Below are 12762 nucleotides of genomic sequence, written 5' to 3' on the forward strand. Positions count from 1 at the left end.
ACCTCTCCGAGGGGGAATCTACTCTCCGATCGTTCGCTTTACCGAACGATGGAGGGTTGATGAACCGAACGCGGGTGGCTGTGCTCGGTGCGGGTATCGTCGGTGCCGCGTGTGCCCGGGAGCTGAGCCTGGCGGGTTTCGACGTCGTGGTCGTGGATCGCGGCCGTCCCGCCGGCGGGACCACGTCGCACGGCGAGGGCAACATCCTGGTCTCTGACAAGGGACCCGGGGCCGAGCTCGAACTCGCGAAGCTCTCCGCGGCGTTGTGGCCCCGGGTGGTCGCCGAGATCGCCGGCGAGGACGTGCGCGCCGCTTCGGCGATCGAGTACGACCCGAAGGGCGGCATCGTGGTCGCCACCACCGGCGATGGCGCCCGCGCCCTCACCGCGTTCACCGCCGCGCAGACCGGGGTCCGTGCGGAACCCTTGTCCCGCGAAGAACTTGCCGACGCTGAGCCCGCGTTGACCCGCGAGGTGACCGCCGCATTCCACTACCCGCAAGACGCTCAGGTCCAGCCCGCGGGCGCGGCGCTGGCGCTGCTGGGCTCCGCGCTGCGCCACGGCGCGCGGCCGCGGTTCGACACCGAGGTCGTCGGCGCGACCGTCGGCAACGGACGGATCACCGGGATCCGCGTCCCCGGCGAGGTGATCGAGGCCGACGTCGTCGTGAACGCCGCGGGCCCGTGGGCCGGGCAGGTTTCGGCGCGCCTCGGCGCTCCGATCGCCGTCCGTCCCCGCCGGGGCGAGGTCCTGGTGACCGCCCCGATGCCAGGCGTCGTCCGGCACAAGGTCTACGACGCCGATTACGTCGGCGCGGTCGGCGCCGATTCGGGCGAACTGCGGACCTCCGCCGTCGTCGAGTCGACCTGGGGCGGCACCGTGCTGATCGGCTCGTCACGTCGCCGCGTGGAGTTCGACGACACGATCCGCCCGGACGTGCTGAGCGCCATCGCGGTCAAGGCACTGCGCCTGTTTCCGGCGCTCGCCGATGTCGCGGTGATGCGGGCGTACGGCGGTTTCCGGCCGTATGTCGACGATCACCTCCCGGTGCTCGGCGAGGATCCGCGGCTGGGGAACCTCTGGCACGCCACCGGACACGAGGGCGCCGGCATCGGGCTGAGTGTCGGCACCGCGCGCTTGCTGCGCGAGCTGCTGACCGGGACGGACCCCGCGATGCCGGTCGAAGAGTTCGCTGTGGACCGTCCGGCCGTTCTGGCGGAGGCGGCCGCATGAGCGGACGGCTGCTTCCCCGCGACCGCGATCCGGTGGACCGGACCGACCTGCCGATCCGGATCACCGTCGACGGCGAACCTCTGACCGGGATCGCGGGTCAGAGCGTCGCGGGTGTCCTGCTCGCTGCCGGGCGGACCTCGTGGCGTACCACGCGTTCCGGGGCTCCGCGCGGGGTGTTCTGCGGGATCGGCGCGTGTTTCGACTGCCTGCTCACGGTCAACGACGTACCCGACGTCCGCGCGTGCCGCCGCCCGGCGGCCGACGGCGACGAGATTCGCACCCAGTCCCGGGAGGAACGCGCGTGAGCCGTCAGGTGGTGATCGTCGGCACCGGTCCGGCCGGGCTCGCGGCGGCCGAGCACGCGCTGCGGGCCGGTGCCCGCGTCACGGTGCTGGACCAGGCCGAGACCCCCGGCGGCCAGTACCACCGGATGCTTCCCGAGGCGTACGCGGCGAAACGCCCGGACCGGATCCGGCACGGCCGGGCGGAGTTCGACCGGCGGCGGCGGGTCCTCACGCATCCGCGGTGCCGGTGGTGGCCCGGGGCGACGGTCTGGGCGTTCTCTCGGGCGGAGAAGCGGCTGCACGTCCTGCGGGGGCAGTCCGACTGTTCAGGGCGGCGGCGGGTGACCCTCGTCCCGGACGCGCTGATCCTGGCGACCGGCGCGCACGACCGTACTCTGCCGTTCCCCGGCTGGGAACTTCCCGGCGTGTACACCGCGGGCGCGGCACAGGCGCTGGCCAAGGGGGAGCGGGTCGCGATCGGCGAGCGGGTCCTCGTCGCCGGCACCGGGCCGTTCCTGCTGCCGGTCGCGGAATCTTTGCTGGACGTCGGAGCCGAGGTGGTCGCGGTACTGGAAGCGAACCCGTTCGCGACCGTCCGAAAAGGATGGACGGCCAGCCCGTGGCGGCTGGCCGTCCACGCCGGGAAAGCGGGAGAGCTGGTCCGGTATGCCGCGACGCTGGCCCGGCGTCGCGTCCCGTACCGGACGGGCCGGGCGGTGATCGAGGCCCGTGGTGCGGAGCGCGTCCGCGAGGTCGTGACCGCGAAGGTGCGCGCGGACTGGTCGGTAGTTCCCGGTACGGAACGCACCTGCGAGGTCGACGCGGTCTGCGTCGGACACGGCTTCGTGCCGCAGCCGGAACTCGCCGTCGCCGCGGGTTGTGCCCTGGACGAGGGTTTCGTCCGCGTCGACGCCACCCAAGAGACCACAGTGGACGGTGTCTTCGCCGCGGGTGAGATCACCGGGATCGGCGGCGCGGTCACGGCGGCGGCCGAAGGCGCCGTGGCAGGCCGCGCAGCCGCGGGCGCGAGACCCGATCCGGCTTTGCTCCGTGCGCGTGACCGAGCCCGCGGTTTCGCCGAACGCCTCGGCACGGCGCATCCGATCGGCGCGGCCTGGCGAAGCTGGCTGCGCGAGGACACGATCGTCTGCCGTTGCGAGGAAACGACGTACGGCGAACTGACCCGCGCGGCCGAGGACGAGGTCTGTCCCGGTCCGCACGCGCTGAAACTCGGCACCCGGGCCGGCCTCGGCCCGTGTCAGGGCCGGATCTGCGGCCCGGTCGTGGCCGAACTCCACGGTGGTGCCGAACGGCACCACCGCCCGATCGTCCAGCCGATCCGGCTGGGCGAACTCGCCCGAACCGAAGGAGAACCCGAATGAGCACCCCCGACCTCGGCGGCGTCGTCGTCGCGACCGCACTCCCGTACCGGGAGGACGCGTCGGCGCCCGCCGGGCTGGCCGTGGACTACGACGCCTACGCCGCGCACTGCCGGTGGCTGGTCGACAACGGCTGCCGGGGCGTCGGCCCGAACGGCTCGCTCGGCGAGTACTCGTCGCTGACCGACGAGGAGCGCCGCCGCGCCGCCCGCACCGCGATCGATACCGTCGGCGAGGACGGTATCGTCGTCGTCGGCGTGCACGGTCCCGGGGCGCACCAGGCCAAGCAGTGGGCCGAAGTCGCGGCCGAAGACGGCGCCGACGGCCTGCTGTGCCTGCCGCCCACGATGTACCGCGCCAACCGCGGCGAGGTGCTCGCGCATTTCGAAGCGGTGGCGTCGGTCGGGCTGCCGGTGATGGTCTACAACAACCCCATCGACACCAAGGTCGACCTCACGCCCGCGCTGCTGGCCGAGATCGCTCAGATCGACAACGTGGTCGCGGTCAAGGAATTCTCCGGTGACGTCCGGCGGGTGCTGGAGATCCGCGAACAGGCACCGGGCCTGGACGTGATCAGCGGTGCCGACGACGTCGTGCTGGAGAGCCTGCTGATGGGCGCGACCGGCTGGTTCGCCGGGTTCCCCAACGTGTTCCCCGCCGAGTCGGTGCGCCTGTTCGACCTGGCGCGGTCCGGGAAACTCGACGAGGCGCGGGCGCTCTACGAGCCGCTGGTGGCCGCGTTCCGCTGGGATTCGCGCACCGAGTTCGTCCAGGCGATCAAACTCGGGATGGACCTCGTCGGCCGCTACGGCGGGCCGTGCCGCCCGCCGCGGGGACCGCTGACCGGGCAGCACCGCGCGCAGGTCACCGCCGACCTGCGCCGCGCGCTCGCCTCGCTGGGGGTGGAGTAGGTGCGGTCGATCCGGTCGATCACCGCGGTCGACTCGCATACCGAAGGGATGCCGACCCGGGTGGTGACCGGCGGGGTCGGCGTCATCCCCGGCGACACGATGGCCGAACGCCGCCGGTACTTCATGGCGCACCTGGACCACCTGCGCCAGTTCCTGATGAACGAACCGCGCGGGCACCCGGCGATGAGCGGCGCGATCCTGCAGCCGCCGGCGAGGCCGGACGCCGACTGGGGCGTGGTGTACATCGAGGTGTCCGGCTGCCTGCCGATGTGCGGGCACGGCACGATCGGCGTGGCGACCGTGCTGGTGGAGACGGGCATGGTCGAGGTGCGCGAACCGAAGACCGTGGTCCGCCTGGACACCCCGGCCGGCCTCGTGCACGCCGAGGTCGAGGTGCGCGACGGCCGCGCGGTCCGCGTCAAGCTCCGCAACGTCGCGTCGTTCCTCGCCGAACGCGACGCCGTCGTCGAGGTGCCGGGCCTCGGCGAGGTGCACTACGACCTGGCCTACGGCGGCAACTTCTACGCCATTCTCGAACTGTCCCAAGTGGACATCCCGTTCGACCGGGCGGAGAAGGACCGGATCCTCGCCGCCGGGCTGGACATCATGGCGGCGATCAATGACCAGCGTCCGCCGCAACATCCGGCCGACCCGCTGATCGGCGGCTGCAAACACGTCCAGTTCCTGGCCCCGGGGTCGGATGCGAGGGCTTCGCGCAACGCGATGGCGATCCATCCCGGCTGGTTCGACCGGTCGCCGTGCGGGACCGGCACCTCGGCCCGGATGGCCCAGTTGCACGCCCGCGGCGAGCTGCCGTTGCACACGCCGTTCGAGAACAGCTCGTTCATCGGCACCGCGTTCTCCGGCGAACTGGTCGCCGAGACCGTCGTCGGCGGCGTGCCCGCCGTGGTGCCGGAGTTCTCCGGGCGGGCGTGGATCACCGGCAACGCCACCTATCTGCTCGATCCGGACGACCCGTTCCCCGCGGGGTTCGTCCTCTGACCGGCGGCTGGGCCGCGCCAAACGGCTCTGTCGTGAAAGCCGTTTCGCGACGGCTGATGTCCCGGAAGCGGCTTTCGCGACGCGTCCTTGACTGTCCACAAGCGACCTGACACGTTCGTCCAGACCCCCACTGCCGACCCGGTCCGCCCGTGCGGTCCGGAAGGGATTTGTCATGCCCGAATCAACGACGATCCGGCCCCGTTCCCGGCTCTTCTCCCGCGCCGGGCTCTTCCGGCGCAAGTCCTTCGAAGGCCCGGACGAGGGCGGCCCCGGCGGGCTTCCCCGCACGATGGGCCTCTGGCAGCTCGTCTCGCTCAGTCTGGGCGGCCTGGTCGGCGCCGGTGTCTTCTCGCTGGCGGGGGTGGTCGCCAACCAGCAGGCCGGGCCCGGCGTGCTGATCTCGTTTCTGATCGCGATCGTCGCCAGTTCGGCGGCGGCCCTGTGCTACGCGGAGTTCGCCGGGCTCATCCCGCGTGCCGGATCCGCGTACACCTATTCGTACGCGGCGCTCGGGGAGATCGCGGGCTGGCTGATCGGCTGGGATCTGCTGCTGGAGTACACGGCGATCGTCGCCGTGGTCGCGATCGCCGTCTCCGGCTACCTGTCCTACGTCGTGGAGCAGGCCGGCCTGGACCTGCCGTCGTGGATGCTCGGGGCGCCCGGGACCGGGCCGGGGCACCGCCTCGACCTGTTCGCGGCGTTGCTGTGCCTGCTGCTGGCGTTCGTGCTTTCCCGCGGCAGCAAGCAGTCCGCGCGGTTCGAGACGGCGCTGGTGGTGATCAAGCTGGCGATCGTGGCACTGGTCGTGGTCGCCGGCGCGTTCCACATTTCGGCGGGGAATTTCAGCCCGTTCCTGCCCTACGGTATCGGCGGCGCGGTCGCGGGCGCGGCGACGACGTTCTTCGCGGTGTACGGCTACGACGCGATGACGGCGGCCGCGGAGGAGAGCGTCGAGGCGAAACGGTTGCTGCCCAAGGCGATCATCGTGTCGCTCGCCATCGCCGCGGTGATCTACCTGCTGGTGTCCATCGTGCTGACGGGAATGCAGCGTTACGACCAGATTGACGTGCACAGCCCGTTCTCGAGTGCGCTGGCCGCGGTCGGGCTCGCCGGGCTGGGCACGGTCGTCGCGGTCGGCGGCATCCTCGGGATCACCACGTCGGCGTTCGCGAACATGCTGGCGGTGTCGCGGATCTGGTTCGCGATGAGCCGGGACGGGCTGCTGCCGCGGTACTTCGCCCGCACCCACCCGCGGCGCCGCGTGCCGACGCGGGTGATCTGGCCGGTCGGGATCGGGTCGGCGGCCATCGCGGGCTTCCTGCCGATCAAGCAGGCGGCGGACTTGACGAACATCGGGATCCTGGCCGCGTTCGTCGTCGTGTCGGTCGCGGTGGTGGTGCTGCGGCGCACCCGGCCGGAGCTGCCGCGGACGTTCCGCACGCCCTGGGTGCCCGTGGTGCCGTCGGCGGGCGTGGCGTTCGCGGTGTGGCTGATCGCGAACCTCGACGCGCTGACGTGGCTGCGGTTCGCGGTGTGGATGGTGCTGGGACTGGCGGTGTACGCGTTGTTCGGGTTCCGGAATTCGGCGGAGGCGGGAAAGTGAAGACGATCGAACGGGCGGCGACCATCGCCCAGAGGTGGGCGGAAACCGCTCCGCCCACGCGCGCGGCGGTGCTCACCGCGGTGGCGGACGCTCTCGACGCGGCCGGTCCGGAGCTGATCCCGCTCGCCGACGCGGAGACCCGCCTGGGCGCCGCCCGGCTGACCGGCGAACTCGCCCGCACGACGTTCCAGCTGCGCCTGCTGGCCGCGGAAGCGGCCGGGGGCAGCACCTACGACGTCCGGATCGACCGCGCCGATCCGGGGTGGCCGATCGGGCCGCGCCCGGACCTGCGTCGCTACCGCACCGCGATCGGACCCGTGCTGGTCTTCGCCGCGAGCAACTTCCCGTTCGCGTTCAGTGTCGCCGGCGGGGACACCGCGGCGGCGTGGGCCGCGGGCTGTCCGGTGATCGTCAAGGCCCACCCCGGCCACCCCCGGCTGTCGCGCCGGGTGACCGACGTCGCCCAGCAAGCGCTGGGACCGTGGGCGGAGTTGCTCGGCCTGGTCGAAGGCGAATCCGGCGGCGTCGCCGCACTGCGGCATCCGGCGATCGCCGCGGCCGCCTTCACCGGCTCGGTCGCCGGCGGTCTCGCGCTCGCCCGGATCGCAGCCGAACGACCCGTCCCGGTTCCGTTCTACGGCGAGCTGGGCAGCGTCAACCCCGTCCTCGTCACGCCCGCGGCCGCGCGTGCCCGTCCGGAGGAACTGGCCGAGGGTTACGCCGGTTCGCTCACCCTCGGCGGCGGCCAGTTCTGCACCAACCCCGGGCTCTTGTTCATCCCGGACACCGGGCCGCTGGTCGACCTCGTCGCCGAGCGGCTGCGGGCGTTGCCGGCTGTGGAGATGCTCAACGAACGCATCGCCGAGGGCTTCCTGACCGGCGCGGAGCGACTTGGCGCGATCCCCGGGGCGCGCCGCGTCGTGTGGCCGGACGGGCTCGCGCCCCGGCTTCTGGAGCTGGACCTCACCGGCTTCCTCGCCCACCCGGAAGCGGCCGAGGAGTGTTTCGGGCCGCTGGGCGTGGTCGTGCGGTACACGCGGTTCGCCGAGCTGGCCCCGGCCGTCGCGGCACTGCCCGGCCAGCTCACGACCACGCTGCACGCCGAGCCGGACGACGAACTCCTGCTCACCGAGCTGCGGAAGGTCCTGGCCGCGCGCAGCGGCCGGGTCCTGTGGGGCGGCTGGCCCACCGGGGTCGCGGTGACCGCGGCCATGCAGCACGGCGGCCCGTTCCCCGCCACCACCGGCCCGATGTCGACCTCGGTCGGGACGGCGTCGATCGAGCGGTTCCTGCGGCCGGTGGCCTATCAGGGCTGGCCCGGCCACCTGTTGCCCGAGCCGCTCCGCGACGACAACCCCTGGGGCGTGCCGCAGCGGGTGTCCGGACCCGTCGGGTGAAGCCCGTCTCACCGGCACGGTGGCGTTCCCGCGAGCCGTGGGCAGGCCCTGGTGCACAAGACTGCGACTTCGCAGGCCGACGGTCATGCGTTCGACGAGCACGGGGTGGGCACGACGACACGGGCGGGCGGTAAGCCGGGAGGCGAGCGCCGTGAACACGACGCCTCCGGAGCCCGCGAAGGGGTGGTTCGCCTCGGGGCTGCCCGCCTTCGTCGCCGAGCGATCGGTGTCGAGGCGGCTGCTGTTGCCCTGCCTCATGGTGACACTGTTTTCTTCGGTGGTTGAGGTATGCGGCGGACGACAGGACGGCTCGCACGCTCGGTCTGGTCGGCAATGCGGTGCCGAACAACGCAGTGCTTTTCCTGGGCGGTGGCGTCGCGGCCGCCCAGGACCCGGCACCGATAACGGGAGCGGAAGTGGCTGCGTTGTCGGCGGTGACGGATCTGACGCGGTGCATTTGCCGGGGCGAGAACCGTAAACCGGTGGGAAGCTCGGGTCCCGGCAGCCGGCGATCCGGCCCGCCGCGTCCAGGGTTTGCCTGGAGATACGGCCGAGTCGGTCGGTCGATCCGGCCGAACGGGCCGTCGCGAGCGAAGCTCGCGGCGCGGGCGTTGCCGGTGCCCGCGTCGCTGCGGGTCGCGAAAGGGCCGGCCTCGTCCGGTTTTCTCCGCAGCGAAGCGCTGGCCGCGATCATCGCTGCCTTGAGGAGCCGGTATGAGACACTGCGGGCCAGGTTGACGGTCAGGAGCAATTCCGGCCGGGACGCCTCAGCGGGCAATTGCCTCAGCGTCGGCAGCCGGGCTTTCCATCGGCGTGGTCCGGGGCTGGTCTTCGTCGCGCTCAAGCGGATGTGGTGAACACGAGGCGGTGGCCGGGTTCGGTGGGCGCGGTCCAGGCGGTCTCCACCTCGGCCAGCGGCACCGGCAGTGCCGCGGCGGTGAGAGTGCCCGCGACGAGCTGATCGATCAGCGAGGGCAGTTCGGCCACGATGCCGGCGGCGGTGACCGAGCCCTGGCCGCTGCCCATGATCCGCAGGTTGGCCGCGCGCAGCACGAACGAGGGCAGGGTGATTTCGGCGCCGGCCATGGATCCGATCTGGATCCAGTCCAGTGGCTTGCCGCGTTCGGCGCGGCGGGCGAGCACTGCGGGGATGACCAGCTGGGCGGGTTCGCCCCAGGTGTAGTCGATCACCGCGTCGACGTCCGCGGCGGCCTCGCCGACCGCGCTTGCGGCCTGTTCCGGGTCGCCGGCCAGCGAGACGACCGTGGTGGCGCCCAGTCCGGCGAGCAGGTCCAGGCGCTGCGGGTCCCGGCCTGCGGCGACGATGTGCGCCGCGCCGAGGTTGCGGGCGATCTGCACGGCCATCTGTCCGGCATTGCCGGTCGCGCCGAGGATCAGCACGCTCTGGCCGGGCTGGAATGCGATCCGCCTGCGCAGCGCCACCCAGGAGGACATCGCAGGGTTCATCGCGGCCGCGATGACCGCTGGGTCGGCGGCCTCGGGCAAGGGCACGGCTCGCCGCGGGTCGAGCAGCGCTTTGTCGGCCATGGTGCCGGGTACGTCGTCGTCGGCAACGAAGTAGACGCGCTGCCCGTCGGCCAGCCGGGCGACTCCGTCGACGCCGGGGATCATCGGCAGCCGGCCGTCGCTGGTGTAGTGGGTGCCGCTGGCGCCGGAGCGCACCCGCGGGTGCAGGCCGGCGGCGAGCATGTCGACCAGCACCTGGCCGTCGGCGGGCACGGGCGTGGCGAATTCCGCGTAGCGGGGCGGCTCGTCGAACGAACTGACCACTGCTGCGTGCACGGCGGGCTCCTCGCATCGTAAGTAGTACGTGACACAAATTAAATTAGTTGGCGCGACGTACTAGGTCAAGTAGTTTGTGCGACGTACTAGACGGGAACTAGAATGAGCCGATGCCCGACGACTCCGCGCTCGCCGCACAGGATGATCTGGGGATCGTGGACGCGTTGGCGCAGCTGGCGTTCGTGGTGCAGCGCGAACTGAGCGAGGTCGCCGCGGAACACGGACTCTCGCTCATCCAGCTGCGCCTGCTCGGTGTGCTGCGCGACCGAGCCCCCGGCATGCAGGGTCTGGCCCGGCATCTGGGGCTGGACAAATCCAGCATGACCGGCCTGGTGGACCGGGCTGAACGCCGCGGCCTGGTCCGGCGAAGCCCGGCTCCGCACGACGGCCGGGCCATCCAGGTATCCCTCACCGAAGGCGGCAGGGAACTGATGCGTGAGTGCGAACCCGAAGTGGCGCATCGGATCCACGCGCTGACTGCGGTGCTCACTGACGCCCAGCGTGCCCGGTTGTCCCGAATGGCGAGCATTCTGGTGGGCGGTCCCGCCGAAATCTGACCGCGGGACGTCAACCGGCTGGCACCGCGGCGGCTGCGACCGTCCGGCCGGCGCCGAGGTCTGCCAGGGAACCTTGACGCGGCCGCGGCGGTCGCCGATCTGCTGGCGTCGCGGTCGCTGTCGGGGTCCCGTTGCGGAGGACGCCGTGCTCGGCGATCGCTGCCCGGGTCCTGCGCCGGGGCGGTCCTGCTGTCGCGCAGCATCTGTTCACGGGTCCGTGAACACTGCGGCAGCCACGGCGTGACTGTTCCCCTGGCGGTTCGGCCGGTTCGGGGACTGCGGCCCTCCGCTCCGAGCACGTTCGCCGCCGAGTGGTCGAAGAGCCGAGGGCCGCCTTGTCCCGTCTTGCAGCGGCCCATGCGAGCTGTCCGGTGTCGTGATCCACCTCGACCGTCAAGTGCTGCGGCGATACTTGCGGCTGATCCCGTCGATGCCGATTCGCCGCCACCCTGCCAGCCGCCAGCCCGCGCATCGAACCAGGCCAGCCGCGCACGACGCCAGGAGGTCCTGGCAGCGTGGTCCGGCTCGGAACCCCGTCCGCCTCGGGAACAACGAGCAGAACGTCGCCCGACGCAATCACGCGGACCACGCTAGCCACCAGACCCTCGACACTGGCAGTCGCTGCTTCAACAACTCACGACGCTAGAGACTTTGCCCTCCCGATGCCTCGATCCGCTGGGCGGTAATCCACGAGGTGCTCGTGGAGACAATGGCGCGCACCGCCTTGCCGATGTCCTCCGGTTCGCCCACGCGCCCGGAAGCGTGGTTTGCGGTCACCATGGCGCGGTACTTCTCGTCGTCGCGGATGACACCACCGGCGAAATCGGTCGCGGGCAATTCCCGGTTCCGGCGGGACCGCGCTGGTGCAAGCCCGTTTCCTCTGAACGTCCGGGCTGGCCTCGGCTCGATTCTCGGGGAGCACGCAGGGAGCAGCCTGCCAGCTCGCGGAAGGCGGCCCGATCGAGCGCGGGGATCTTCTCTGTCCGATGTGGACGCACGAGCTGGAGCGGCTGCGGGAGTCCTCAGGGAAACCGGACACCATGCTCTGGAGGGTGCTGCTGGGCGGTACGGCCGATCGGAGGGTGACGCGGCGGCGGGGGAGTGGTTGTGCTTCCCGGTGACGATCGAGGCGCGCGGCCGAGGGCAGACCGGCTGGCTGGCGTTGGCCCTTCCGGATCAGTGTTCGACGGGACGACGTGCCTTTCCTGCGCGGCGGGCGAGCAGAGCGCCAACCAAGCGGCGACGGCCCACCAGACCGGCGCTGACCCGCTCGATCCCACACCTGCCTGCGGTGGACTCGGCGTGCGCTGGGCGAACCCGACTTTGCGATGTCCGTGCGCGTCGTCGGCGGACAGCGGGCCCATCGCCGACCAGTTGGCTGGCTCGGAGACGGTCTGGAGGGTGACTTTCCGTCCGTCGGGCGCGGTGGCGGGCACGACGATGTAGGCGGGCCGGACGGCCGCAGTGCAGATCATCACCGCCGCGAGGAACACCATGGCGACGGAGCGTCGAACAAGGTGTGTTCAGCTCCTCGAAATGCCGGAGATGGTGCCGTCCCGGCTGAATCGGCTGGTGCTCAGATAGCTGTGGTAGGCGTTGGTCTGATATCGCTGGTAGCCGACCCAGTGGTCGCCGAGGCTGAGCCGAGCTGCTCAGCTGCCCAGTTCCTCGCGCAGCCAGGGCAGTGCGTTGAGCAGCGCGGTGATCCCGGGCCGGTCGGCGTTGGCCGCGAGGTAGACGAATCGCAGCTCGACGCTCCACAGCGGAAGGCGGACCGGCAGGAGCTGGATCTGCCCGGCGCGCAGGGAATCCCGCGCGGCGAACCGGGGGATCACCGCGACATGGTCGGAGCGCAGCGCGATCGAGAGGGCGGTTTCGGGTGAGCCGGTGGTGTGGACCGGCTCGTCCCGTCGTCTCTGGGGATGATCGAAGGCGGCGGCGAGGGGTTCGCCCTCGGCGTCCCAGTGGTACACGACGAGCTTCGCGCGGACCAGATCGTCGGGGTGCAGTTCGCCCGCGTCGCACAGCTCGTGGCCGGTGCGGCAGACGGCCACCATCGGGGAGGCACCCAGCCGTTCCGAGCGCAGCGAGCCCGTGGCGACCTGGGTCAGGAGAAAGCCGCCGTGCGCGCTGCCGTCCCGCACCTGCTCGACCACCTCCCGGCTGTGCGCGACCCGTCCGTGCGCGGCGACCGGCAGCCCGTCGAGTGCGCGGAAGACGAGCGGGAAGACGGTTGCGGCGAAGCTGTTCGGGGCGGCGAGCACCAGCCGTTCCGGGGTGCCGGTGTCGAGCCCGCGCACGGCTTCGTCCAGCAGGTCCAGGCACCGCCGCGCGTAGCCGGCCAGCCGCTGTCCCGCGGGGGTGAGCGTGCTGCCGCGCGCGCCGCGCACGAACAGCGTCGTGCCCAGCCGCCGTTCCAGCGCGGCGATCCGGTTGCTCACCGACGGCGCGGCGACGCGAAGCTCGGCGGCGGCGGCGCTGAAACTGCCGAGCCGGGCGATCGCGGCGAAGACCTCGAGGTCCATGGTTTCCAGCTGCGGCGCGGACATAGCCGCAGCTTAACGCTAGCGGTAGCAGGATTCGGTCTACCGAAA

General features: G+C 71.7%; 11 protein-coding genes. 8 read left to right on the top strand and 3 right to left on the bottom strand.

What is annotated here, in order from left to right; translation table 11 throughout:
* The first annotated feature begins 59 nt into the window (after positions 1–59).
* From BM362_RS24970 to BM362_RS25000, 7 genes are all read left to right on the top strand, one after another.
* Positions 60–1232, top strand: coding sequence for an NAD(P)/FAD-dependent oxidoreductase (locus BM362_RS24970; RefSeq protein WP_093574739.1), 1173 nt, complete (start codon positions 60–62; stop codon positions 1230–1232).
* Positions 1229–1537 (top strand): (2Fe-2S)-binding protein, encoded by a 309-nt coding sequence (locus BM362_RS24975; RefSeq protein ID WP_067595499.1) that lies wholly within the window; start codon positions 1229–1231, stop codon positions 1535–1537. Before BM362_RS24970 ends, BM362_RS24975 begins: the two co-directional genes overlap by 4 nt.
* Positions 1534–2898, top strand: a complete 1365-nt coding sequence (locus BM362_RS24980) for an FAD-dependent oxidoreductase (protein ID WP_093574740.1) — start codon at positions 1534–1536, stop codon at positions 2896–2898. Before BM362_RS24975 ends, BM362_RS24980 begins: the two co-directional genes overlap by 4 nt.
* On the top strand, positions 2895–3806 hold the full coding sequence (locus BM362_RS24985; RefSeq protein WP_093574741.1) for a dihydrodipicolinate synthase family protein: 912 nt from the start codon (positions 2895–2897) through the stop codon (positions 3804–3806). Before BM362_RS24980 ends, BM362_RS24985 begins: the two co-directional genes overlap by 4 nt.
* A complete protein-coding gene (locus BM362_RS24990; protein WP_093574742.1) occupies positions 3807–4808 on the top strand; it encodes a proline racemase family protein in 1002 nt (333 codons plus the stop codon). It abuts the gene before it with no gap.
* Positions 4809–4980: 172 nt separating this feature from the next.
* Entirely contained in the window at positions 4981–6411 is a 1431-nt protein-coding gene (locus tag BM362_RS24995; protein WP_093574743.1) for an amino acid permease, read from the top strand.
* On the top strand, positions 6408–7808 hold the full coding sequence (locus tag BM362_RS25000) for an aldehyde dehydrogenase (NADP(+)) (protein WP_093574744.1): 1401 nt from the start codon (positions 6408–6410) through the stop codon (positions 7806–7808). Before BM362_RS24995 ends, BM362_RS25000 begins: the two co-directional genes overlap by 4 nt.
* 840 nt (positions 7809–8648) lie before the next feature.
* Here BM362_RS25000 and BM362_RS25005 read toward each other — a convergent pair.
* The gene (locus BM362_RS25005; protein ID WP_067595512.1) at positions 8649–9611 is read right to left on the bottom strand and encodes a quinone oxidoreductase family protein; all 963 of its coding nucleotides are present in this window, start codon (positions 9609–9611) and stop codon (positions 8649–8651) included.
* Between the two features lie 110 nt (positions 9612–9721).
* On the opposite strand from BM362_RS25005, the gene BM362_RS25010 reads away from it, so the two are divergent.
* Positions 9722–10168: a MarR family winged helix-turn-helix transcriptional regulator gene (locus tag BM362_RS25010; protein ID WP_093574745.1), complete on the top strand. Its 447-nt coding sequence runs from the start codon at positions 9722–9724 to the stop codon at positions 10166–10168.
* A gap of 642 nt (positions 10169–10810) precedes the next feature.
* On the opposite strand, the gene BM362_RS25015 is transcribed toward BM362_RS25010, so the two are convergent.
* Both BM362_RS25015 and BM362_RS25020 read right to left on the bottom strand, forming a co-directional pair.
* Entirely contained in the window at positions 10811–11005 is a 195-nt protein-coding gene (locus BM362_RS25015) for an SDR family oxidoreductase (protein WP_208865323.1), read from the bottom strand.
* An 815-nt stretch (positions 11006–11820) separates the two neighbouring features.
* Positions 11821–12717: a LysR family transcriptional regulator gene (locus tag BM362_RS25020; protein WP_067595520.1), complete on the bottom strand. Its 897-nt coding sequence runs from the start codon at positions 12715–12717 to the stop codon at positions 11821–11823.
* Positions 12718–12762 lie beyond the last annotated feature (45 nt).

The sequence above is a fragment of the Amycolatopsis rubida genome (genome assembly GCF_900115345.1).
Classification (GTDB): domain Bacteria; phylum Actinomycetota; class Actinomycetes; order Mycobacteriales; family Pseudonocardiaceae; genus Amycolatopsis; species Amycolatopsis rubida.